Raw genomic sequence first — 26,711 nt, forward strand, 5'->3', positions numbered from 1 at the left:
AATAATAAAAAAATATCTATTTATGTTGATAACTTTCATTAATATAAAACTTATGAAGATTGAAATTCACATACAACTTCCCATTATCAGTAGTAAAATTGCCTTTAAACTTAAAGGGCGCAAAATATGGATTTGGCGCTCTTTATTATAGCACATATGTTCCTGAAATATTGCTTTTTCCCCCTTAAAGTACTCAACATTAAGTTATCATCAGCGCTATATTCATGCTTTCTAACTGCTTTAAAATTCTTCAGAGACTTTAAAGCAGTTAGTCTAGCACATTATAAGGACGTAATGAAACATTCTTATCTATTTTGGTTTACATAATATATATTACTGTAAACCAAAGTCAGTACTAGTATTCCCATTTACATTCTAAAAAACGAATTAGAGTAATGTCATAATAGTTAACTGAATACTTTTGTGTTTAGTTAATTAAATATATTACTGTTACGTATTCAGTCATATATTAAGTAAAATTTAAAAAAACATATTACTTAATATATGACTAAATACTTTTGTAATACATTATTTGGATGAGAAAAAAGAGGTAGTCCATGTGAGGTTTAGAAACAAAAGAAAAAGTCACCTACGAACTTTAACATAGTCAGAAAAAGATTTTACTTACTGTTTATCCAAACTAATTCAAGAAAATTGACCATACATTACCCTTTTATACTTCGCACGCACCAAAATTCAATAAACTGTATCAAAAAAATAGATTGTTACTTGGGATAAAACCAAATAAAGGTGCACACTGTTATATCCGCAGCGTGTACCATTTCTAGATAATTCTATTCATAGGATGAATTAGCTCAATTGCATTAAATCAGATGAGAATTTTCTTCTTCAATTGTTAATACTACAACTTAAACCGTATGTGTTAAGTTATTTAGGATTATTTTCAAGAAACCTAATTGTGAATTCATTCTGAAAAATTCTAAAGTGTGATATATAAATTATTGTAATAGTATCAACTGTTGAAGAACAACAAACCCTAGATAAGGTTTTTCTCATTTTCGTTACTGCTCTTTCATTGAATCTCTAATCTGTTTTACAAATATATGTATTCAACAGAGACATTTTCAGCATAGCGGTTTTTTTTATATCTTAGAACTTACTCTCTGAATTGGTACGGATATAATGTTTTTCACTCAAGAAAGAACCTGAACATTATCAAGTTCCATCTTGAAAATATTGAACACATGAAATAGAAATTCTTATGAAAACAATACGTTTTAAAAGGATACAATCATGGTTGGTTGACCCATACCTACTAAATGTCTTGACTAATATTTGTATGTAAATATTCAGTTCAATTAAATTGTTTCTCCATTTGTGTTTAAAAGAAGCGACGAATACAATAAAAAAGCATGCTTGCTAATTCATTCTTTCCTAGAATTTAGTCATAAACATGCTTGGGATATATATTTTAATTATATGGACTATAAGGTGTTGGTTTACCAGTGCTTTTTATAATTTCTGATTTATATAAATTATCCATAAGTTGATAGAAATCTCCCCATTGGGGATTATTCTCTTTCTCTTTTTTTGTAAGACAATACAAGTACTTATACATCATTTTCAAACCATTGACCTTGTCAGGTTCTACCATTTCCATTCGTCGTAAATAATACAAGAGTTCATAAATTTCAATTGCCCCGACACTTGCTAGCCCAATCTTTTCTTTGATTGGTGATTCCAAAAGTCTCAACGCTCTTGAATCATGCGAAGCAAAGAAATTGAGAGGTTTTGTAGCAATATAGGCTAAAGATTTAACTTCACCCCTATCATCAGCGTTATCTAACTCAGGTTCATAGGCAGTATGGGCGGCAATTACTTTTTCCACTGACTTTCTATAAACTTCTTTATTGGTGTCAAATTCGCTATCATCCATAACAATAAGATTCCCTTGATCTCTTCGATTTTCTGCATATTTTTTTGATTCGCCGCTTACAAGCTCATTAAATACTGATGCATGAATCGATAAATAGGGGAAAGTAACAAAAAGTGGGTCAAGCCAATATTTTTTAAATGCACTAAAAGTAATAGCCATTGAACCTTTAACTGTATTTGAACGATCAAAAGGAATAAAGAAGTTAGCATCCAGCGGAATCTGTTGAGCAAAATTGTGAATTAGCGAAACAAGAGCAGGGTTCTGATCCGTAACATTGACTTTCAATCTTCTTCCTCCTCAAACAAGAGGGCCAGATCATCATCTTCGGAGTCAGCTTTTTCCATTAGCTTGTAGTCATCTAATGATTTTCCAAATAGAGAAAGATCGTCTGATAGTTCACTAAGGGAAACTTTTCCTTCTTCATAATTCTCAATCAGTTTTCCTAAATTCTCTCCTTCTACTCCAAATAGATTAGTTCTGGAATTTAGTTGCTGGAAAGTCTTTAAGTTTATATTAGCACCAAGAGTATAATAAATGCCTTCAGGATCTCTTGCATCAATTTTTAATAGGTTTTCAAGGGTGGCTTTCGATATTGCTCCAGCTTCTAGTAAACGACGAACGATTGCTTTAAAAGGTAATCGGTAATCACAATGAACCTCGGCAATTAAGCGCAGCAGTGCATTCGTGCTCCATCCTTTTAAGTCATGATTTCCTCTGTTTTTTTCCTTAATTTCATGTATAAGTTTTTCTGTAGGAAGTAGGAACTCTGCTGCAAATCGGTTTGCTTTCAATTCTCTGATGTCACTTGAATGATCAAGTCCTCTACATAAAACAAAAGGATCAGAAGATTCAAAGTGATGATAAAGTTCATGAGCTAGTGCAAAAATTTGCTTATCCCAATAATCCGTTGTATTCAAACCGATATAGCATATTGAGTACCCATCTTCTTCTTTAGAAGAGAGATATAGAGCTGCAAGAGGATTATCAGATTCATTTTCTTCATTTGAAAAGGGGATTTGTATCAATTGAATGCCTAATGTCCGTAAAACTTTAAAAAGATTATCACCTAATGGTCCCATGCCAAGTTCCAACATTCTACGTTTTTCTTTAGCAAGTTCTTCAATAGTATAAAGATCTTCTGTTGTTAACACGAAGTCATTTCCTCTCCTTGACTTTTTCTCAGACGGTCATGTTTTCTGAGGCAAAGCATCATAGAAATCATCTTGTCAAAGTTTACACGTTCGTTTTCTGTCGTTGCGCTCCCCATCATTGCTAGGAACACCTTTTTTTCATCCGGATTTTCCTCAATATCTTTTAAAGAAAAGCTTAAGGCTTCCATGAGCGTATTCATTTGTTCAATGCTTGGATAAAAACGGCCGTTCTCTATGCGACTTAATGTATCTTTGTTAATATTGGTCTCCCTGCTCAATTCCTCTAAAGTGATTTTTCGTACATTTTTTCGTTTATGATGTATAATCCCAGAAATTTTTGTAAGTGAGATACTCATATTTTAGATCCCTCCAACTGTTTATAATCAAATTATACATTACATATAATCTTATTACAATAAATATAAATGAATTATATCTTTTATATATAAAAGATATAATTATAGGGTTGAAACCATAATTCATTTGAAAATTATAGCCCATTATATAATTTATGATGGAATGATTCCAAAATTCTAAAATCCAGCCCATCACGATCCACACTTTCCTATGAAGGATACATCTAAAACTTTAATGAAAATTAGCAGTATTGATTAGTGTATGTCCAAAAAAAAAAAATCTAACGGAAAAGTAACTACAAGCTCACTTTATCACAAGTTTGAGAACATAAAGTCTGACCTCCCCCCGATATGTATATAGATAGCCATTGATTACTGAAAAAATGTTCCAATTTCTATAGTTTCGGTATGAGAATACTAAGACTCCTTTTCTTTCCCCTAACTTGTCTCTCTTTTGTATTGATGATTCTGTCTATCAGTTCACTTTTACAAGCAAACTGTGTTATGGCCCCCTTACCAATTCATTTATACCAGCCTATCTTAATTACTAATGGTTATCAGTTTAATTACTGTTTTAGTATAAAAAAGAAACTAAGATGATTATGGTTGTTTAAATATCCATTTGTTAGTTTCGGAAAAGATTAAGAATGCATAAAAGGGACGCAGTACATACTATTGCTAAAGTATGTACTGCGTCCTTTTTAACCAATTAAAAACCGATGGATTCATTTAAAACTTTATAAACAACTGTCGCTGCTTGTGCACGTGTAGCTAGATCTCGGCTAGCAAGTCTATTATTTCCGAGCCCATCAATAATTTTATGATCAATAGCAGTTGCAAGATCAACTTTAGCCCAAGAACTAACCACTTTAGAGTCATTATACTTTCCTAAAATACTGTTTGCCTGAGTGGTTGTCATTTCAGGGAGTGTTTTCAATTGATTAAATGCACGTACCGCTATGGCTGCCATCTGTTCACGAGTTATATTTTGGTTAGGTCCAAAGGAGTCAGAGGTAATACCCGTGATTAGAGCTGCCTTCCATCCCTCATCCACTACAGCATAATACCAGTCATTAGTATTTACATCAGAAAAGGGCTCCTCTCCCACATTAACTGTATCCAAGTGTTCAGAAATGGCTTTAATAAGCATTGAAGTAAATTCAGCACGTGTTACATATCGATCAGGTCTAAATGAATCATCGGGGTAACCAGAGATAACTTGCTTTTTTGACATAAAATCAAGGAGCTTAAAAGACCAATGATTCTTTATATCTGTAAAGCTTTTTTTGAAGTTCATGACAATAAAGTCGCCATCACTTACTCCTTTAGATCTTTTCACTTTTTCCTCTGTTGTACTAGGGATTAACGTAAATCCTGAATTCTCATCGAAACGATAAACGTTGGCTAGTTTAACATCAGCGTCACTGTAGATTGGAATTTCTATGTCCAGAGGATTGTATACACCTAAAGGACCACCAGTATATTCAAAACGGATAAAACCACTAGCAGGTATATATTCATCCTCATAGTTCACTCCAATATTGGCACGTGAGATGGTAATACTACCTCCGTTATTCCAATCTCTCAAAAGAGTTAAATCCGCTGTAGCATAACCATTTATAGACATGAGCTTGACCTTTACTTTTCGATCTTGAAGCAGTTTAGTTAAAGTACTATCAATATTCAAATTTAATGAATCATTCAAACCTGTTTTTTTAGAATAGTCTACTACGATCTCCGAAACTTTAGAATCTGAACGGAGTATCTTCTGGATAGCTTGAGTATCCAAGTTGACCGAGTGTAAGCGACCCGACCCTTGTCTGGAGAGCGTTGTGGTTGCACCAGCACCATCAGTAACAACAACATCTCCCTTGCTATCTACCGTAAGACTAGTGTTCCCTGCATATGAGGTACCAGAAGCAGCATTATTATTGACATCACCCGTGGAAGAATTCGATGTGCCTAGGCGGATAATATGAAGATTATAAGTTTTAGTAGTTATGCCGTTAGCAGCAGTAATGACAATGGGGAATACATTAATACTTTCTTGTCTTAGGTTTAAGTTTGTTGAGGATCCAACCCTAACGTATTTACCATCCAGATTGATCGAGCTAAAGTTATCGGATGGGTTGATGACGACATTTAAATTAGTAGCATTGGAGCTCACATAATCTACAAAAACTGAACCGTTCTCTGCAAAATCCTTACCATTAATGAGTATACTTCTGATATTAGCGTTGTTATTGGCTTCAGGCTTGGTTAAAACGAATGTATAAGATTTAGATGCACCATTTAGGGAAGTCATTTCAACAAAGATTGTATTGATTCCCGTTTTCATCTCCACAACCAGACTTCCTGAAGAGCTAACTAAGTTACCATTAATCTTAGTTATAGCACTATTGAATGCTGTTGTTTTTACACTCACATACGATTGAGTAGCCTCTACACGTCCAGTGTAGTAGGACTTTTCTGTACTAAATGGATGATCAAGTGTTGCCCCCTCAACCACAATCGATTTCAAGCCGGCATCGTCCAGATTTATCGTTTTTTTAACAGAAAACACATAGGTTTTAACGTTGCTCGGCACATCAATGGATTGCACCTCAATAGTAATTAAAGTTATTTCATGATCAAGGGTAATTGGTAATGAAGGTGTACCATTGGTAACTACAGTTCCATTAACACGAATTGTAGTATTTGAGTCCATGGCATAAGGTGTAACCGCGATACTTTTTTCGGAAGTATTGACGGATGTCGTATATGTATAGACATCAGGATTAAATTCTCTATTCATATCTACCCTTGGTGAAAAATCAACACTAAAAAGCCGACTTTCACCTATTTCTTCAGCAAATACCTGCATAGGTAAACAGAACACTAACATTGCCAGCACCATAAAAAATGAGAATACTTTCTTTCCCCTTTTCAAACTAATTCACCCTTCCTCTTTATGTATCATTGAATGAAACAAACGAACGCAAAAAGGGGCCATTGGATTGTTATCCAATGACCCCGGGTTCTTCCACGTAGGTGTCCATATTATTCAATTAAGTTAATTATATAGAATAACTGGAACTAATTCAATGATTTTTATTGTAGTATCCTTTACATAATCGCAGGTGGTTATTTATCCATCTTCTGAACTTCTCACATGTGTTCAGTTCAACACATGTTGCTCACTCAAATGAAGAGCAGCAATAATATCTAAAGGTTTTTCAATATCTCCGATTTTAAATCTAGTATCTCCACTTGGTAGTATCCTCTCTTGCATTGATTTAAAGGATAATCCAACGACCATAAATTCTCCTGGGTACATACCGATAAAACGACTTGGAATACGTGTTTCCATTAACATAAATTACTCCTCCATTAATCATTTTGAAAAAAAAGAAGCACCTACAAATTAGGATAATCCTAATCAGCGGTGCTTCCGGCTGTCGTATCTATTCATTTAATAAAAATCATTATATCAGAAAACACTAAAATATTGAACATATTACTAAGAACGTGACTGTTTTACTTGAGTGCCTTGAATCTATCACTGATATTAACCGTCTAAAAAGTTAGGATCGTTTTTTTTCTTTTGATGAACTGGAACATGTTCCTTACAGACTGTATTGTTCCAGCGCACGATCTTTAGATAGTCTAAATCATCTTGTGTGAGCACAACGCCACATTTAAGGCAGTATTTCACTTCCATGTTTCCCGTGTCTGTTAGACTACTTCCTTCAGATTGATCTTCCAAGCTTTTAAGACCAACTCCTGGATTTTCCGCCCATTTACGATAGGGTGCTAAATCTTGATGTCCTACTGCAAAATAATCTGCAGCATCTCGAAAAGCGTCACTTACCGCTGAACGAATAGATTCCCTATAGAATTGAATTTTTTTATTACTTTTATCCCGTTCTAGAACTGCAAATCCTTGTCCTTCAGAACTTGAATTCAGAATGTTCAAGACACCGCGCATTTCAATTTCATCCGTTTCCTCATGGTAGATGGGTTTATCAGTAGTAATTCTCCAAGACCAATATGGTCCGGCAGCTGACCTTACCCTATATTGAATGGGATGAACAGGAATATACGCGCTGCGTGCATTTGCATTTTTGAATTCGACCGTTTTAGGAGGAAATGGTGCTGCTAATTTAAACATAATTTCAGCGTGAATTTTCTCTATTTCTTCTCTAGATAAGTTATTCAACATTGATATCAATCCCAATATATAGATAGTAGAATCATTTATCCAAATCATATCATAATTGATGCATCAAAAAAATCATTACTATCCTTACGGGATTGGTTCTAATCACGTATGTCTACTAATTAGTAAGCAAAAAACAAGGAAATACCCTCGTTCTTTGAACAATACGTATGAAAAGTATGGATTCTACATTAATCGGTATCATGAACTCAAAAGTTCCAGCGAGAGTTTCACTAGGATTAACATCTAACTATCACTCTGAGAAGCTGGGCATAGTTAGAGATTCATAAATCTTCTTGAGATATCCCGCCAGATACAATTTTTTAGATTAATTTCATCTATAAGCTTGGAAGTAATTTAGGAATAAGTAATACTACTCCCAATGTAAGTGGCGAAAACATTACGAGTCCAACACCCATTCTCTTTCTTCCTGGATTTTTTGCAGCCATCAAACGAACAAAAATACCGATATAAAACATCGTTCCCGTTACAGGAATGGCAATCCATTTAAGCCCATTGAAAATGATCGAGCCGAATGGCATGGTTGAATCGACAAGTTGCTTTACTGATTGTCCAGTAGAGGTTTGGTTGGGTGCGTCCCCTACGAATGTATGAACAATCGCCGGTACGTATGCAATGAGGAAAGTTCCGAAACCAAACGCAATCACAAAAAGCAGGCCTCTTCGTTTTCGAATTGGGTTTTTCCCGGCAGTCAGTAAAAGTATAAATCCAAGTCCAAATAAACAAGCAAAAACAGGAATCCCTACAATCTGAGCTAGTCGAATAACTTGGAAGACAGATTGCATTATATTCTCATGCATAATGAAAATATCCACCTTTCAAACGCTCTTATTAATGAGTATTTTGAATAATCATCTCTATATCATCTACTTTCCAGCCATCTCCACGTCCTTCATCCAAAAGAACTGTCTTCATGACAATTATTTGCACACTTCCTATCCCATTGAATTCTGTAGTAAGTGAAAACTTATTCAAGACTTCAGTTTGTTTTTTATCAGAAGAAGGATCATGTTGTAAATAAGCTTTCATGTCACTTACCGTTGAATGAACTTCACTATCAGGAGGCAGTTCTATTCCTGAAGGAAATGTAGATCTATATCCCTTCTCAGTTGTATAAGGTCTTATAGCTTTATAACGTTGATTTGTCGTTTCAAAGTTAAAGAATCCTTCGACAAATAGCCTATTCTGTTGCATGATTGTCTGTTCTTTCATTTTTTCTTGGTTGAGACTACTGGTATAAGCCAACGAGCCAATACCTACTCCGCCTAATAGAACAATTGCTAACCATACTGCATAAAAACTTCTTTTTGTCATGGTTTTTAAATTACTCCTTTCGGTAGTATTATTTTTCAACAAGGCGACGATATCCGAAGAAAGGTATCTTTCTCCAACGGTGCATAGTATCAATACTTACGCCATACGTACTTCCTGAATTGATAAACTTGCCATCTCCAAGATACATGCCTATGTGTGAAGGACCCGCCTTATAGGTAGACCAAAACACAAAATCCCCTGGTCTGGCATCTTCGGCTCTTATTTCAACTGTTTTATCATATTGATTTCTTGTAGAGCCCGACAAATCAACTCCGATTTGCCCAAAAGCAAATTCTATAAGACCTGAACAATCAATACCTTTTCCGAATGGATCTCTTCCACCAAATAAGTATGGATGCCCGAGATATTTAGTCATAACGTCTAGTACCTCTTGTACATCAAATATCTGGCCATCATTCGGAACTTTTATGACCGTACTTGTTGCATTATAGTATCTCATCACGTTATCTACATAATTGGGATCACCATATCCCTTTGAGCCACTTATCTCTCGCATCATTAGACTGAACCCTAATGCATTTTCCTTAGAATATCCACCAGCGTTTAGTGCATATTTAACGTAACCTAAACCATAGTTATACGCTTGGAGTGCTATTTCCACATCTCCCCCAGCAGCTTTATATACTGTTGAGAAGTGATCTACCCCTACTTTGATTGATAATTCAGGATCGGTAATATAATTACGCGGTTTCCCAATTGATTCGGAAGATTGCATAACATCTAGCAATTTGCCTCCAGACTCCTGCATGATCATGGCTAGCAGCAACTGAGTATGTTCCTCTAACCCTACCATTGCTAGATACTTCCTTACTATAGGTTCATATCTCAAGACCACAGCAGGAACTGAAGCTGTGCCTGGCAACCAATTACCACTATAGTTCGCTGATGCCTTACCTCCATATAAAGCAGGATTCCAATCAGGATCAGCAACGGATATAAACTCATAGAATAATTTCATATCATCTTTATCTACCCCGAGGTTAATTAGTATTTGCTGGAACTTTTCACCATCAACCACAAAGTCCGGGACATAGCGATCATCGACAGTAGTATGATCATATTGCTGATAGGTGGTCGTAGTACAATCACCACTAGTACTTGTACCCACAAGATCCCATTGATCTGTTATTGTCGTTGTACCCCCAGGATAGTACAACTTCAGGGGCTTAATATTCATATGGCCGTAATCCAATGTAATATCTGATAGCACATCATGTGCTTTTCTGGTGCTTTCTGATCGAGCCTCTTCAGTTGTCGTATGTGTAGATGAGTTACCTTCTCCATCTGTAGTTGTAACCGTACACGCTACAATAGATTTTGTTCTTTCCTTATCATCGGAGACTGTAGTATAAGAAAATGAGGGTTGAAAGCTCTTAATCAATTCTTCGGGTTTATAATCAGATAGTTCAACTTTCTTTTCATTTACCATGATTTCATAGCGAACAAGAGATGCAGGTATGCCCCAACTCGGTTTTACCGTCTTCACAACTTGATTAAGCCAGTTTTTATCTGCTTCAATCCCCCAAAGTTCAGCAACTGTTTTATCAGCTGCAGATTTGAACTCTTTTTCATATTTTACATCCGCCGCATGTTGCTCTTCACTACGAGCATTCCCACCTAAAAACCAGTCCGCAAATGGAATGGCAGAGAGGGCAGCTAAAGTAAGAAGAATAGCTAAGATTATTACCAATCCCCAAGGGCCTATCAATGAGACAATAAGCTTCCCAATCGATAATACAAGCTGTTTCAAGAATTTCATGAGTAGTTTTTTTAGGTACTTCCCCGCTTTTCCTACCGCTTTAGAGGCTACTTTTGTACCGCCTTTTTTTAATGCTCCCCCTGCTTGTCCAGCAGCTTGACCGCCTATCTCATTCGCACTCAATTTCTCACCCCACAATCGCAAGAGGATATCTCCTACGAGACATCCTCAATACCCACCAAATTTGATTAAGATATATCACTTGTTCTATTTCCCTTGTTATATGCACCTGATTGAGCCCATGCAACTCGACTAGCACCTTGCATTAGATTCCTACCGGTTGCTCGCGTAGCTTGCGGTATCTTTCCAACCATATCAGCCACTTTGTCATCTCCACCTGCTTTGCCTGGTTGTTTATGATTGAAGTAATCTTCAGGATTAAGTCTTCGCATGTCAAACGTGTTGTCGGAGTATAGCTTTTGGCCACCACTGTCAGCAATATAAGCCTCACTGCTTCTTCCAAGATCCGCTGTTGATCCACTCATCCCAACTAATGCTCTCTCAGTTCGTGGCCTCACATTGACCGGACTAACAGTACTCGGGTGTTCAATAGATCGCATATATGAACCGTTCTCTTGACGATTCCATTGGCCGTCTTGTTTCGGATTACGCATCTGATAATCTACCATTCGTTGTTGACCCGTTTTGAGAGAAGCATCACCTGCACCATAGCCCCCAATTTTCTCCCATTTTCCAGTTGACTGGTCCTTGGCTTCATACCAGGAGCGGTCATTCGTTTGGTTCCATCGAGCTTGACTCCCACTGAAACGTGGATCTTCAGAGAGACTATTTAATGTCATCCCACGTGGACTCATCGTTCCATCAGCTCGCATTCCGCTTCCAGAATCAAATGCTCTTTGACGGCTTACACCTGACAACATTTGTCCCATAGATTTACCAGCTGTTCCAAACTTATTGCCAAGCGTACCACCGATTGCTCCTCCGAGTGGGCCGGCTACCGACATTCCAATCGCAGCACCTATACCACCTGCAAGCATCCCAGTAGACTCGCCAAGATTACCCATCAACTGACGTCGCTCTGCGAGATCATTCCATTTCTCTTTCACATTTGACATTTTCCATCCAGAAGAAGTTCCGTCTGGATTTTGTCCTTGACCCGCGTTCCGAATTGTACTGTATGTGCCATGTAAACCTTTAGCTGAATTTCGAGTACCTTGCAAAACACCGGTTGCTAGCTTAGATCCCACTGCAGCACCAGCTGCCACACCAGCGCCCCCAAATGGCAAACCTACAGTACCCCCTAAAATCCCGCCAGTTATTGAGCCAGCCTTTTTGATTTTGTTAAACGCCGATCCACCCGCTGCAGCCTTACTTAAAGTAGATGCACCGACATCGTTCCCCATAGAAACTTCAGATCCGCCTGGCGATTCCGTTCCCCCACCTGTTGAACCTGTGGTGTTTGTGGTACGCCCTTTTCCGGACATATTCATGACACCTTTAGATAACATCATGGCTCCGCCGATAGCCCCCAAGCCCATAGCATTCGCAGCTCGACCTACAGAAGAACTCGAGTCTCCGAGGTTAAGCCACTTACTTACCATGCCGGTTATAGGAACAAACATAATGATCATGCCAAGTTTAAATATCATTGGGCCCATCCCAGAACCTAAATTACCTGCCATTTGGACGAAAACGAATAGAATAATCGCATGAATAGCCGGTAGAAAGATATTTCCGCACAATTCTTTAATATAGGTACCAAAAAATGAACGCGTTTTTGCAAATAACAAACTGTAGGCTGCAAAAGGCGACATCACACAAAGGAGAACAATGATTATTTTTCGGGCAATGTAAATAAAGTTAAGATATGCTGAAAGGCCCCACTCTGCTAAGAATACAAAGAGATCTCCCATCTTAAATGAGTATGCACCATCATTTGTAGCGGTTGCGATAATAGAAACTCCATCTAGAGGTTTTCCTAGCCCTTTAAGCGTAGAACCCACGCCTTGTACAATTCCCCAATTCAGTGCCATCAACGTATGGAATAACATCCAGAAAAGACCCATAAAAAACGCGGATGCTACATACATGTGGATATCTTTCCAGAAATCTTCTTTCGACTGAGGACTGTGTGCTTTCATTCCAAACTTTAAACTGGACATCATGATCGCTAGCATCAAAATGGTTGCATAGACTCCTGAAAACGTAGCAATTAGTGGATTGATGACATGATCCATTTCAGATTGATAAAAGATGCCATCAACAAGCTCGTCTTTTTCATTTTCACCGAATCCCCATGTCTTGTAGGGATTACCAAACACCAAGTTTTGGATGCTATTAATACCAGGTATCTTAAATAGATTGTTGGCTTGTCCGATAATAAAACCGTTCATTAGGTTCGCATCATCTTCTGCTTTGTCTAACATTTCTTGCGTTTTCTCTCCGACCAGAGCTCCACTGTTATCTCCGCCACTACCGAGTTCTTCAGGACTGAAAGAAACATCTGAACTTGTCCCATCGGTTGTACTTAAAGGTGTTGCTCCACTACTTTTGCTTGTCGATGCAGCCACGGTTTCTGACGTAGTATTCGTTGATCCGCAACCCGCAAGCAACATTACTAAACACAATAATGCCAGTAGCAGATTCGAACGGTTCATCACGCCACACCACCTGCCGGTATATGAGTTTTATCTTCAAGCCAACCTATCATGTCTTCACGAGTTGTCTTTTTCTTCATCGGAACTTCGACGTTTTGGTTCGTATTCAGGTATACCCATTCTTCAGGAGTCGGTTCAGATTGGAATGAAACGATCTGTTTACCGGCTTTCATGAGCACTTGACCAGTTGAAGATGTCCTGATGAGATTACCAACATCTTCTGAAAGCCTGAAAGTATTGAGTATCGGGGAAATATCTTGATCACTTTGTCTCAAGAAGCAAACCGTATCAAACTGAGCCACGACATCTCTGGCTGCTTCTGTTCGCTCAAACATTTCATATCGTTGAGACACTAAAGTAAGAGATACATTCCATTTCCGTCCTCTAGCAGAAAGGATTTTAAGCCATTCCATCATGGATGCATACTTGATCATCATCCATGCTTCGTCACAAATAACCCGCTTTTTCACTTTCGGATTAGAAACGATGAATCTACTCCACACCCAAGTCATAAGAACGTGTTGAGCTAAAGGTCTTTCTATACCATTACTTGAAAGTTTACTAATATCAAAAGTAACCACAGGTGCGTCATCCAGAGAGACATTATTTTCGGATATAATTCTGGTTTGGCCATCGAACATACCAAATGCTTTGTTTCTCGTGAATAGTTTTACTACGTTACACAGTTCACGGAGCTCCTCACCATAATCATTCTTAGCCTCATGTAGAAGTGCATCATACACATTAGTGATCGTCGGCATTTCAATTAACTTTTTGCGGTACGTAATAGAGCCAAAGTCATCAATATGTTCAATTTGTTCGTAAATAGAGTCTGGATCCTCCGTTATCCCTCGAGAGAGATATAATTCTTCCAAAATATCATTCAAGACCCCGATTTCGACAGCGGTTAGTCCCCTATTATCTGGCGTCAATGATTCTTTCATGACTTTGAAGAATTCAAGAGCTTCTTTGACCTTCTCATTCAAGTTAATTTTCTCATCAATAAACTCATCTTCTGTGCCTTTGTTCTTGATCTCTTTTTCAGGGAAAATATCGAGTGGATTAATTCGACTAACATCATCTTCTTTGGATGGATAGATCGGAACGACCACTCCACCAAGAGCATACGTTAATTCACGATACTCCGGCTCCACATCGATGATCACGTTTTTCATAATACCGTCCATGTAGCCCCGTGCAATAATCTGCTTTACCAACACGGATTTACCTGACCCGGACACTCCAAAAATGCCAAGGGAATAGTTATTTAATGATGCATCAAAGTTGTTATAGTAAACATAATCACGACCATAGCGACCAATAGGGAATCCACCTTGATGATTCAATTTAGATGATGCGTGAGGAAAAATGGCCGTTAGCGCAAGCTGATCCAAATTGCGATCAGATTTAGAAAGATAGTTTCTTCCCAGTGGCATACATGAAAGAAAAGCCTCTTTCTGTCGATCAAAAGCACTTATGATTTCAATAGATTCACCGGATACAGCATTGTCCACTTCCACACACTTCGCGTTAAGCTCATCCAAAGAATTTGCGTAGACACTTGCTTGAATGGATACATAATAAAGCCCATTTTGATTGCTCTTTATCTGACGTTGAAGGAATTTTGTATCATCGCGCTTCTGAACGGAATCATCAATTTTGGCTTGATCATTTCGATTTGCAGCAGAATAAATAACTGTATCTAGTTCGTCAATTTTATCTTGAAGCTTCTTGATCGCAACGTTGCGATCAATTGGTTCGATATGTACGGAACAATCCAAATCGTCCCCACTAAAGAGTGCTTCGAGCCACCCTATTCGAACCGTACGTGGGTAACCACTCGGTTTAACAAAAAAGGACCTTCCATATTTCAGATTCCCAAGTCCCGTTTTCAAAGTGAAATAATCACTCTCAAAATGAGCTCCATCATTCAACATATTGTCAACGATAGAGGGGAATGAAAGTGGTATATCATCTTTACTGCCTTTGCGCACATCATCAATTTGCAACTTCGATGAGTCCTCTTGCTTCTTTTTCAGACGCTTGAACATAGTCTCGCACTTCCTCCACTTCATATACTAGATCTTCAAATCCAGGCATGGTAGTAACGTCGACAGTAATATACGAAGATAGCTTTTCTCTTCCATGTGTAACCAAATCATCGATCGGATTCAATACCATTCGATCCCGGTTTAGTGCTCTTTTCATTACTTCCATAGCAGAGAGGGAATCTAACAATTCCGCGTGTATTTCGCATTGTCTTAACATTCCTACTACGGTTGCCGCACGTTGATATAATTCATTTCGAATCATTTCTTCGCGTTGTTCGGGTTTGAGCGCTCCCATCTTACTAGGCAATGGGACGTAGGTGATCACATAATACACTTTTCGAGATATTCGAAATTCTTTTTCGGATTTGTTCTTGATATGATTAATTACTTTTGTGTTGTAATCCATAGTTTGTGCATTACATTTTTCTAAGTTAGATTTCCAACGGTTCTCTTCTTTCCGTAGATCCTGCCTAACGGCTTGCCCTAAAATCTGAATTGGGAATCGAACAACTCTGAATAAACTGCTGTATCCCAGAATTGTGGATTGGCGAGCTTGAGCACTCAAAAGATCATAATTGACAGAATCTGTAGAGACGATCAGGCAATATTCGTTATTTCGCTTAACAAAGATGCCTTGTTTAATATCCTCAATCCCGATCAGATCCTTCATGTCCTGCCGATCTTTTTTGAGTTGCTTCTCCTCGTGTTTATTGAGGTTCTTTTTTTGATGCTCTACGGATCCAGCACTCACTTCCTCAAGATGCTGTTTTCTTTGCCATCCAATAATAGGTTCATTCTTGTCCATCCTCTTTTTTGCAATCATTAGGAATACCAGCATTAGTGCCAGGAATCCCATCATGCAAAAAATAAAAATCTGCATTTAAGGTCCTTCTTTCGTTTAGTTATGTGTGAACGTTTTTTGAGAGCGTAGAAACTTAATCCTAGAAACGACAAACTCACTCGCATATTGCTCATGTTTATCGAACTTAAAAAATGCAAAGAAAGCTGCAATGGCACCTAGGATAACAAATAAAATCAACTTTCCTATCCACTCTGCACCGCCATCCAAAAAGGGAAGCCCCCCGAAGATGAAAAAGACTCCGCAAAAAACGAGTGTAGGAAATATAATTAAAAATTGTCGAATCGACAAGACAGCCAAAATTGATTTTTCCTCTTGAGTGATATCAATCGGTACGACTATTTCATTGTTCATAATCAACCCCCTAGTGAATGAGAAACGGTCACCGTTACCTATATGATTTCAGACATATAGCGTCCTCATATCCGGTATTGTGACCATTGCTCAGTGCTTAACTTCTACTTCGCTGAATTTGATAAGCCCGCAATAACATCCGCGAAGGTTGCGGCACCGAAGAAGACAAATGCCCCCGCAGCACAGCCCAACAAAGCTTTCCAATAAGTTGCTGCCTTTTGAGGATTAAGCGAACCAAAGATAATCATTACTGCGTAGTACATGACAGCCAGTACAAAACATGTGCCCCCTACGCCTCCAAAAATTTGTACAATCAACTTGAGAGGTTTATTAACCTTATCGACATTAGCTTTTTTAGCTACGTCTCCATTGGGATCATACATTTTTCCGTCCTTTAACTCCGAGTCTATTACAGTGCCATTGGCACTCGCGCTATTATGAACTACAAGACCGAATACTGGAAATAGAGCGAACACAAGTGCTAAGGTTAATACAATTTTTTTTAACAAGATAATTCTCCTTTCGCTTATAAGCGGTGTTAACATATTTGTTTTAAAACATGTGTTACTGAGTTAAACTCAATTTGTAATCACAATCTAACGTACATTCCCCCTTTTTTGGGAACAAAAAAAAGCACCGCCAAACCTTTGGAATTTATCCAAGGTAGGCGGTGCTTCCGCTTGTCAGTATTAAGTTAGTTAAAGAATAATCTACTATGATTATCCTTACTAAGAGCTTTAATGTCAAGAGATGTTTTAATATCTAGCATGGTGTATCCCTCGTTCTACAATAAGTTCACCATCAGCATACTCCCCATTCTCCTCAACCGAATAATTAACTAGAATAGTCGCATGATCAATCGGTTCATTTTCTTTCAGTACAGAATCGAGAATCATCACCAATGTCTTAAGACCTTTTCGGCTCATTCCAATAGGAGTAGAACTTTCCGCTTTCCCCGTACACACATCCATAGTCTTAGGACTTAGGACCTTCTTCTCTAAAACATGATTAATGGCTAGGCGTCCGCTACGTACGGAGAACTTCAAAGAACCTTCTTTCTTTTTTGACATCACTAATGGGTAACACTCCACTAATATAGCAGCCTTGATCTCTTCTACTAGTATACTATTGTCAAGTGGCTTATTCATTACCTCGCTAATACCACCGGTTCTTGCAAATTGTTTTGACATCTTCAACGCCTCCACTAAATGTATATGTTATAGGTCAAAAGATTTAAAATATAAAAAAATAGTGCAAATATGAATCTATTGTAAAAATTATGTATGTAAATATTTCGATTTCACTTTTTCATATGGGTAAATATGTGAAACTTCATATGAATGAAATCATTTTACACTTCTGTTAGAAGATTGTCGATATGAATTTGCGAAATATTAGGAATTTTGACTTATAACAGTGTGTATCTCCGCTTTCTCAAACAACCAATAGTCATATGTACCTATCGGATATATGAGAAAGCGGAGAGCGTCTAAACTCCCACTGTTATTAGTCTTTTGTGAGCATTCGTTTCCAGATCAATAAATTTGTTTGCACAAAACAAGTTCGATTTAACAAATGAGCCTTCTACAAGGTAAGCACCCTCCATTTCAGACATTCCCTGAATCTGGATTTGTTGTTCTGCATATTGTAGTATTGTGACGCCGTTTATTTGGAATAATCTCCCCATCATTACATCATAGTTCCCAGTTGCACCTAATGCAGGGGTCGTCGTAATCTTATCTACGAGCTTCGATTCATATTTACCTCTCAAAGCCCAATATTCACGCAGTCCAATAGGATAATTTGAGCGATTTGCAACCGATTCTGTATTAACAGACTCAGTACTTAACTGTTCATTTCTAGTATTAATAGAAAGAACTTTCTCTCTGTACTCCTTAGAAGTATACGTTAATTCCTCACTGATACCACTACATGATGTAGATTCGCCTTCCCGCTTTAAATCACTTTTCTCATCAATTGCTTTAAACAGTTCATCTAAAGAGTTGTTGAGAGCTTCAGGTAGCTCTGACACTTGAAAGACTTTAGTTTTCAATCAAATGATTCCCCTCATATTTTGATTAGGTTTTGTAATATATAGCATAAAAAAACACCTATAGTGGGTTATCCGAAGAATTAACTCCACCAAAGGTGTTTTGAAATAAGGAAAATAAATAATAAAAACCCTAAAAGTACATAGAAGTATCCAAAATGATACTCAAGCACCTAAAGAGTGTATTTAGACATAAATATTCCAATAAATAATTCAAATTAGAATGACCTGTTTGCCTCATGGCTCAGGTAATAGAATAATTAAACAATTGATATAGTTCTATAATACCAAATATAATTCGACTCGACAACACCATAAACAAAAGAATAGAAAAAAACAGAGCGGGTGATCCCCAGTTTCTGAACAAATGAAAATCTACTGACCCAAGAGTTTAAGCCAGAAAAGCTTAATTTGAAGTGAATGACGATTGCCACGCACTACCATATCTAGTGAGCGATTCTTGTATCATTCAAGTCGTATTTAACAACCAGATTGCAGCCTACTACTTCTGAGAATGAAACGAAAATGAGGCCTATACATCGTAGACTTTGCTAAAAGTGTATACCAAGCAAATAGACATGACTATTGGTCGTTCCCAGCGTCCAGAAATTCTAGTACGCACGATATACGTCGGGATAATTGCCTGGACCACACATCTATAGAAAGCTTCATCTCGTATCTCAAAACGGAAGGAATCTCCACATCTGCAACCGGAGATGACCGACGTGCAAATTAAATAAACTGACGCCGGTTGTGCACCGACGCCAGTCTGGTATTTTTATAATTGTCCTCCATATGGAGTATTTTCCATGTCATACCGTGGCCCTTACTAACACATATATTAATCCTAATCCTAATAATTCAGTCATCTCTAGCATTCGCTGTTGTGGGATTGGTATAGGACACTAGAGTTCAATAAGGATTGAATTTTCTTTCCCTATTTCCGTTTCTGTTCCAGTATCCGGTAATCCGAACATCTCATGATCAGCAAACTTTTCAGAAATAGGTTTTTTTGCTACAAAAGAGGTAAACTTTGTTCCTGGAGCTTTAGCAGCATAAGCCTCTGCCTTCCCTTGGAAGGTCATGATAATCTTCTTCACTTGACTCAAATCCACGCCCTCATTAAGTACAAGACCGCCTCGGTCCTCGCCAGGTACCTCTATCGACCATACTGACAATAAACCTGGCATAATTCTGCTAGTCCCGTCACCCACAGCACCACCAGACTCATTCCGAATGAGTTCCTTAGGTTCTATATCACCTGTTGCACCTCGATCCGGAGTTACTTCATATTCAAAGAATCCATGGCTCTTGTTGTGTACAAAGTCAAAACGTTGACCATACGAATCTAGAAATGTTGAATGACCTGAGTGAGTATATTCAATGTGAATGCTTCCTGCGGCATTCCGTGCACCAGGTATCTGAATGTGGCAGTCACTAACCATCATGTGAGCTTTACCTGCAATTCTCTCCCGAATGAGTTGGTTATCCAGTGTCAAGGGGAAGAATGCCGTTCCATGTGCTCGCAGCGTTTCAAATTGCTCTGGGAAAGATGCTTCGTTAAAGATAACCGTTACGTTTTTGAATGGTTGCACCGGATTTTCTGAAGCATTTAGTGCGTTTGTCAACTTAACGGTTATATCGGCATGAATACGACTAAGCTCGGCAACGTGGCTATCTTGAACAAACGGGAACAGCTCTTGGCTCAGGACCATATAGCGATATGCTTGGTATTCTTGATACAGGAAATCTGTTAATGCCAGCTTTAAGCCGTTGTACAGGTCGAAAATATACGTATGGAACAGTGGCAAGCCCGCATCCACGTCATCTCCCATTACCTGCTTGATTCGGTCTTGATCTGCACGTCGTTGTGCCATTTCAGCAAATAGTTTTGCTTCCTCCAGGTGTTTAGCTGTCACTGCTTGTTTTTTGCGCTGGTATTCTTCAACGACGTTGAGATATTGATTAAAGGCCTTACGATATTCTTCCACTTTATCTTCCGGCATTTGATCATAAACCGGTTTTAACATCTCTTCGAATTTCTCACGTGACATGGCAAGCATGGATGAAGAATATCCAAAGGAATCACGTGCTTCTTGCATTTGCCCCATCAGATTGTAAATCTCTATTCCATCCTTTATAATTGCTAACCCCGAAGAAGCAGCGGTAGTCACATTTTTAATGGATTTAGAAAGTTCCTCTTCTTTTTTCTTTTTTTCTTTTTCTACCGTTTTGGCGTTTTTGAACGTATCGTCTATCACAATGGTCTTACCTGTATCCCAGTAGTTGCTCATTGCTGATGCTATGGCACCGCCTGTTTTGAGCGCCGTAAGGGCGGGGGTTACATTGGTAACCAGCGCTACGCCGTTCACTATCAAATCAAATGTAGCCTTCAGGGTGGACAAAGCAAGTTTCTTCCGTAGCGCATCTACAAATTCTTCAGCCACTTTCTGGAGCGACTTCTCTTTTGAAAGTATATCTTCATATAGCTTGTCTGCTTCTATTTCCAAGCGCGCCCGCTCTTTAATTGAATCTTGCCTTTGACCCTCGATATCATTAATTCGATTTACTGCAACGGTGATGGCATCGTTTAATACTTTTAAGCGCCCTCTTTGATCGTTCTCAGCCAAGATGTAATCACGATATAACGTTTCAGCTTGTTGAGCTGCGTTTATCAGATTGACACCCAAGTCTTGATATTTATTTAGAGGCATCAGAGGCACCCAATTCCATGGATGGCTAAAATAGTCTAGACCCTGTCCCAACTGTGTAATAAGGATCATCGCTTTATTTCGTAGTGCTAGCCATTGAATGGAAGCGTCCAGCATGTCGCTTTGGAATCCAGAATAGGTACTTTGAGCTCGTACCTCATTAAACCAGGACTCATTCGGTATTGTCTGTTGCAGCCAGTTTAGTAAATCGGCAGCTTCTTCGAGCTTATCCTCACTTCCTGACAGATAAGCTAATCCTGCCTTATGTAAGGTTAATGTTTGACGTTCAAGTGAGGCACTTAAGCCAGTTTCTAAATCTACAGGAGAGAGTCTCTTATATATTTCCGTATCGGCGATTTTCGCTCCATAAAATTGACTATACCCAATCTGTGCAATAATGGATTGAGCAGGTTTACCATCAATCGCATGTTCTGCGCTGATCCCTACTGTGCCATTTACGCCGTCCTTTCCATTAGCGGATCTCTTCGTACTGCTGCGCTTTGTAACGCTTGATTTCTTCCCTACCGAGACTGTCTCCAGTTGAAGGCCACCTATGCCTCCCTGACATCCAGCTCCTGCTTTTCCGGGCAAGGTTGGGGCTCCAGCGATACCCACTTGCGTTTCCATCGTTATTCTCTGCTCTTCGCTTGAAACCACATATCCAATAAAAATATGTCCAGCGTCTCCACCATTCCCGGACCTTCCTGCGTTACCACCGTCTCCTCCATTACCTCCATCGCCACCCGATGTGGAATGATCATTAAACCAGAATATATGGGTTTCACCATCTCTTCCATCATCTCCTGGCCGGCCATCCATCCCGTCTCCTCCGTCTTGCCCGCGACCTCCATTACTGCCATTTGCTGAGAGATTCAATTCTCCTTTTAGATTGAAGCGCTCTGCTGTCAGTACCAAATGCCCGCCGGACATCCCATTGGCTCCACTGGAACCGTCATGACCCTTTCCTCCATCGTCTCCACTTTTGATCGCTTTGATGCCGGAATCGGCCTTTGGTTCTTGTACGAAGTCCTGATCCGGAGGAACGGGTAATCCAGACGTGCTAATAGATATGTTTCCATGGGAAGAAATAACTCTCGCATTTATCGTTAGATTACGTCCAGGCAAACGTATCGATCCATCCAGATGGACGGTATCTGCCTGAACCCAGTAGTGAGCTGTAGCATCCGAAAAGTAATCTTGCTTTAAGATTAAATCGGAAGCTGTTAGATAAATAAATTCTTCTTTTTTTCCCCGCTGAACATTGGAATACAATGACTGAGTTTTGACTTCTGCAACTCCCATTCCTGGTTCCTCCCTTAGGCCTTGATAATTATGAGTATCATCTTTATGTAATCCAAAAGTTCTATGTAATAACTTCTGAAAAGTGATAATTATCACTTTATACCTAATTATAAGTTAATTTTATCCATAAATATAGATTTTTTTGTTAAGTTTCGACTTTTATTTCACAACATGCTTTTTATTAAATGTTAGTTTTCTTATATCCCTAAAATGCTTTAATTATGACTTATTCCTTAACATTTAATATAGATACCTCTTTAATAGTTATGGGCTGATGATCACTTTAAGCAGCGTATTGAACATAAATCATCACAACTACATGAAGAATTCATGCACAACGTTATAATCTCAATGCTAATTAAATCTCCATGTTGTATTTATTATGTTTTTCTATCCCATAATAAAGAGTCGCCGACAAGCGGTTGGTTCAACGTGGAGATAGAAAGCACACAGTACTCTAATAAACTTCTTCCAAACCAAAAAAACCACGTCTTGTATGACATGGTTTTTTTGGTTATTCATTTACTCCTGATAGACAACTATACTTACATTAGAATTGTTATCTTCTGGCGTACTTGCTGTGAAAATGACATTATGATCCATCGTGGTGACATTCCACCCGGCCATCGAATTCTCAAATGCAGAACCAATTTTCTCAGCCAGTCCATTTAATGTCTCTGTTCCTGACAATCTTAAACGTTTGGAAACTTCATTCGTACCGTCACGAAATACAACCTTAATAATCCCTGGCGCACTGGGGCCAGAATCAATTTTTAAACTTACAGCTTGCTTTACGCCTGCAAACGTCTCCGATCCTGGTGTAGTAATCGAGCTTGATACCAATCCAATACCTGTTGTCGCTTCCACGATTGCCACGGATAGTTTAGGATTGTTAGCCGAAGGTGCTCGGGCTGTAAATATAACATTTCTATCATTTGACGTAGCGTTCCAATCAACTAAAGACGTGTTAAATGCCCAAGCTATCTTCGTTGCTACTTCGGCAGCAGTTTCTGTACCTATTAATTCAATATCTTTAAGAATGGTTGTGCTACCGTCTGTAAATGTAGCAGTAATCGTTCCGGCAGCTGTAGCCCCTGAATCTATCACTAAGGTAGCCACTTGTGCTTCGCCAGTAGGGTATGGAGCTCCTACGGTCGTTATTGTACTATCTGGCATGCCAATTCCTGTGTTTAATCCCGAAAGTCTCGCCATAGCTTTTATGTTATTCTCTGCCGGAAACTCGGCTGTAAAAATTACATCTGAGCCCCGTGAAGAAACGATCCAATTCGGAATCATGCTCCCGAATGCTGCTGCTATCTTGTTAGCAAGATCACTTCCTGTTTCAGGACTTCCCATCATAGACACATAGGCTGTCCACGAGGAGACTCCATCCGTAAATTTGACGCCTATCGGCCCATGATCACTTTCTGAATTGGGAAGACGCAGCGTAATCACTTGGGATGTGTTAGTCGTAAGATTTGCTGGAACTTCAAGTGTACTTGAAGGCGCCCCTACTCCTGATGCTTCCAAAGCGTATATTTGAACATTTTCATTATTAGTACCTGGCGTTTGCGATGTGAAATGTATTCGACTCCCATCAGCTTCTGCACCCCAACCCGCTACAGATGTTCCAAATGCGACTGCTATTTTAGATGCTACTTCAGCCGCTGTTTCTGTTCCCAAGATGTAGATATTTTTTTGAACTGGCACTCCTCCATCTGTAAAATAAACATAATATGAACCCGGAGCCGTTGCACCGTTCTCTATCACTAGTGTTGCTATTTGTGCTGTACCCTGTAATGGCGCTGTTCCTACAGATGTAATCGAACTATCTGGCATACCAATCCCTGTGTTTAATCCCGAAAGTCTCGCCATAGCCTTTATGTTATTCTCTGCTGGAAACTTGGCTGTAAAAATCACTTCTGAGCCCCGTGACGAAACGATCCAATCCGGAATCATGCTCCCGAATGCGGATACTATCTTGTCAGCAAGATCACTTCCTGTTTCAGGACTTCCCATCATAGACACATAGGCTGTCCACGAGGAGATTCCATCCGTGAATTTGACGCCTATCGGCCCATGATCACTCTCTGAATTGGGAAGACGCAGCTTAATTACTTGGGATGTGTTGGTCGCAGGATTTCCTGGAACTTCAAGTGTACTTGAAGATGCCCCTACTCCTGATGCTTCCAAAGCGTATATTCGAACATTTTCGTTATTAGTACCTGGTGTTTGCGATGTGAAATGTACTCGACTCCCATCAGCTTCTGCACCCCAACCCGCTACGGATGTTCCATACGCGACTGCTATTTTAGATGCTACTTCAGCCGCTGTTTCTGTTCCCAAGATGTAGATATTTTTTTGAACTGGCACTCCTCCATCTGTAAAATAAACATAATATGAACCCGGAGCCGTTGCACCGTTCTCTATCACTAGTGTTGCTACCTGAGCCGTACCTACATTGTTATAAATACTACCTGGGACAGTTATGACACTTCCACTCGAAACCACACCTGTCATAATGCTTTCAACGGTGGCTTTAACATGATCGTTGTTAACAGCTGGATTTAATGATGTAAAATAAATGTTTGCACGCTCAGCATCCACATTCCATCCTGTTAGTGCATTATCAAACGCTTGTACGATTTTAGCAGCTACCTCAGTATCCAATTCAGTTCCATCAAGCTCTACGTAAACGGTCACTGGATTGACTCCATCTGTAAACGTTGCACGCAATGAACCTGGCGCATTTGCCCCACTAGTTAATGTCAGAGTTACCACTTGAGATATGCCTAAAACATCTTTGACGCCTACGGTGGTGTTCAATGTGGAGGTCTTCACTCCAGTAGTAATCGAAGGTGAACTGGATCCATTAGATGTACTGTATGAATCTGAATTTAAACTCGCAGTAGGTATAGATGGTGAAGGTATATTATCGTTATCTTCACTTTCAGTTCCTTGTTCTTGTTCTTGAATCAAGCTTATCGCTTTATCTAACATTACAACTGCCTCAGCTCGCGTAATTGGAGATGCCGGTTTGAATGAACCATTTGTATAACCAGTAATGATATATTTTGAGAATGTAGCACCTATGGCACCCTTACTCCAATATGTAAATTCTGAAGAATCCTTAAAGGCTAAAGCTGCTTTTTCATTACTAGGTAATTTCAGTAAGTCTGCTACAATAACTGCTGCTTCTTGGCGGCTTATCGGTTTAGAAGTACGTATAGTTTGATCTTTATAACCTTGTATGTAACCTGCTTTTACCGCTTTTTGCACTTCTAGATAGCTCCAATTTGAAGACGACAAGTCAGTGAAATGTAGTTCTTCTACCTCATTAAAATCAAACTGACGATTAACCAATGCTATAAATTCTCCACGTGTAATTACATTGTTGGGTTTAAGTGTTTGGTCAGAATATCCTTTAATCAACCCTTCTGAGAGCCATTTACTAAGGGTATACTCGGCCCAATGTCCTTCAATATCTAAATTGGTTTTCTGACCATATGCTACCCCACTAAAGACGGATACCATACTCGTTACTAATATGAATGTGCTTACTTTTTGAATCATTTTTCTATAAAACATATACTTCCTCCAGTTCAAATTTAAAGCTATTTATTTACTAAATAGAATAGATTAGTCTGTGCCTCCCCTCCAGTTACTCTTCCTTAAAGCGTATTTTGAATTAAGGTATAAGCTTCAACCATCCGCCTTTTTCTCAATGCTATCTTATTATATCGGTTTACACTAGTTCACGAGTTATACTTATTACTTAGGTTCTTTTACTCAGCACTATTCTTTTTCTGAATTGAGCGAGCCTTGTACTCAAATTTGATACGTTCTTGTAATGATCTATAGTATTTTTGGGAGAACTTACTACTTAAAAAGATATATATTATGAGTCTATCCAAGTTAGAATTAACAGTTAATGGGTTGCTTTTATACTTCTATTGTAGCGCACCTGAAGAATACGATTTTATTTACGAAATAGTTCCATTAATCAGGGTATTCTGACATCCACGTTGAGAGTTTATCTTTGTTGCAAT

18 protein-coding genes are annotated in these 26,711 nt (G+C 38.7%); all 18 read right to left on the reverse strand.

Annotated features, from left to right (window positions below):
- Positions 1–1,432: 1,432 nt before the first annotated feature.
- The 18 genes from F0220_RS30655 to F0220_RS30740 all read right to left on the reverse strand — a co-directional run bounded on the left by F0220_RS30655 (position 1,433) and on the right by F0220_RS30740 (position 26,250).
- Entirely contained in the window at positions 1,433–2,182 is a 750-nt protein-coding gene (locus F0220_RS30655) for a hypothetical protein (RefSeq protein ID WP_149846997.1), read from the reverse strand.
- Positions 2,179–3,048: an ImmA/IrrE family metallo-endopeptidase gene (locus tag F0220_RS30660; protein WP_149846998.1), complete on the reverse strand. Its 870-nt coding sequence runs from the start codon at positions 3,046–3,048 to the stop codon at positions 2,179–2,181. Before F0220_RS30660 ends, F0220_RS30655 begins: the two co-directional genes overlap by 4 nt.
- Positions 3,042–3,404, reverse strand: coding sequence for a helix-turn-helix domain-containing protein (locus F0220_RS30665; protein ID WP_149846999.1), 363 nt, complete (start codon positions 3,402–3,404; stop codon positions 3,042–3,044). Before F0220_RS30665 ends, F0220_RS30660 begins: the two co-directional genes overlap by 7 nt.
- A gap of 709 nt (positions 3,405–4,113) precedes the next feature.
- Positions 4,114–6,300 carry an S-layer homology domain-containing protein gene (locus tag F0220_RS30670; RefSeq protein WP_149847000.1) on the reverse strand — a complete coding sequence of 729 codons (2,187 nt, stop codon included), beginning with the start codon at positions 6,298–6,300 and terminating at the stop codon, positions 4,114–4,116.
- Positions 6,301–6,561: 261 nt separating this feature from the next.
- Positions 6,562–6,759: a hypothetical protein gene (locus tag F0220_RS30675; protein ID WP_149847001.1), complete on the reverse strand. Its 198-nt coding sequence runs from the start codon at positions 6,757–6,759 to the stop codon at positions 6,562–6,564.
- Positions 6,760–6,951: 192 nt separating this feature from the next.
- Positions 6,952–7,653 carry a hypothetical protein gene (locus F0220_RS30680; RefSeq protein ID WP_149847002.1) on the reverse strand — a complete coding sequence of 234 codons (702 nt, stop codon included), beginning with the start codon at positions 7,651–7,653 and terminating at the stop codon, positions 6,952–6,954.
- A 287-nt stretch (positions 7,654–7,940) separates the two neighbouring features.
- Positions 7,941–8,438 carry a hypothetical protein gene (locus F0220_RS30685; protein WP_149847003.1) on the reverse strand — a complete coding sequence of 166 codons (498 nt, stop codon included), beginning with the start codon at positions 8,436–8,438 and terminating at the stop codon, positions 7,941–7,943.
- A 16-nt stretch (positions 8,439–8,454) separates the two neighbouring features.
- A complete protein-coding gene (locus F0220_RS30690) occupies positions 8,455–8,937 on the reverse strand; it encodes a hypothetical protein (protein WP_149847004.1) in 483 nt (160 codons plus the stop codon).
- Between the two features lie 28 nt (positions 8,938–8,965).
- Positions 8,966–10,861: a bifunctional lytic transglycosylase/C40 family peptidase gene (locus F0220_RS30695; protein WP_223200056.1), complete on the reverse strand. Its 1,896-nt coding sequence runs from the start codon at positions 10,859–10,861 to the stop codon at positions 8,966–8,968.
- A gap of 44 nt (positions 10,862–10,905) precedes the next feature.
- The gene (locus tag F0220_RS30700) at positions 10,906–13,335 is read right to left on the reverse strand and encodes a hypothetical protein (protein WP_149847005.1); all 2,430 of its coding nucleotides are present in this window, start codon (positions 13,333–13,335) and stop codon (positions 10,906–10,908) included.
- Complete coding sequence (locus F0220_RS30705) at positions 13,335–15,386, reverse strand: VirB4 family type IV secretion system protein (protein WP_223200057.1); 2,052 nt, start codon at positions 15,384–15,386, stop codon at positions 13,335–13,337. The genes F0220_RS30700 and F0220_RS30705 overlap by 1 nt, the downstream gene beginning before the upstream one ends.
- Positions 15,334–16,245 carry a TraC-like domain-containing protein gene (locus F0220_RS30710; RefSeq protein ID WP_223200058.1) on the reverse strand — a complete coding sequence of 304 codons (912 nt, stop codon included), beginning with the start codon at positions 16,243–16,245 and terminating at the stop codon, positions 15,334–15,336. Before F0220_RS30710 ends, F0220_RS30705 begins: the two co-directional genes overlap by 53 nt.
- A 39-nt stretch (positions 16,246–16,284) precedes the next feature.
- The gene (locus tag F0220_RS30715) at positions 16,285–16,599 is read right to left on the reverse strand and encodes a PrgI family mobile element protein (RefSeq protein WP_091037044.1); all 315 of its coding nucleotides are present in this window, start codon (positions 16,597–16,599) and stop codon (positions 16,285–16,287) included.
- 104 nt (positions 16,600–16,703) lie between these two features.
- On the reverse strand, positions 16,704–17,108 hold the full coding sequence (locus tag F0220_RS30720) for a TrbC/VirB2 family protein (protein ID WP_223200059.1): 405 nt from the start codon (positions 17,106–17,108) through the stop codon (positions 16,704–16,706).
- A 246-nt stretch (positions 17,109–17,354) separates the two neighbouring features.
- A complete protein-coding gene (locus tag F0220_RS30725) occupies positions 17,355–17,789 on the reverse strand; it encodes a hypothetical protein (protein WP_100528080.1) in 435 nt (144 codons plus the stop codon).
- A 299-nt stretch (positions 17,790–18,088) separates the two neighbouring features.
- Positions 18,089–18,652 (reverse strand): hypothetical protein, encoded by a 564-nt coding sequence (locus F0220_RS30730; RefSeq protein WP_149847006.1) that lies wholly within the window; start codon positions 18,650–18,652, stop codon positions 18,089–18,091.
- A 902-nt stretch (positions 18,653–19,554) separates the two neighbouring features.
- Positions 19,555–22,662 (reverse strand): hypothetical protein, encoded by a 3,108-nt coding sequence (locus F0220_RS30735; protein ID WP_149847007.1) that lies wholly within the window; start codon positions 22,660–22,662, stop codon positions 19,555–19,557.
- 522 nt (positions 22,663–23,184) lie between these two features.
- Positions 23,185–26,250, reverse strand: coding sequence for an S-layer homology domain-containing protein (locus F0220_RS30740; RefSeq protein WP_149847008.1), 3,066 nt, complete (start codon positions 26,248–26,250; stop codon positions 23,185–23,187).
- Between the last annotated feature and the right edge of the window lie 461 nt (positions 26,251–26,711).

The sequence above is a fragment of the Paenibacillus sp. 37 genome (assembly GCF_008386395.1).
Taxonomy (GTDB): domain Bacteria; phylum Bacillota; class Bacilli; order Paenibacillales; family Paenibacillaceae; genus Paenibacillus; species Paenibacillus amylolyticus_B.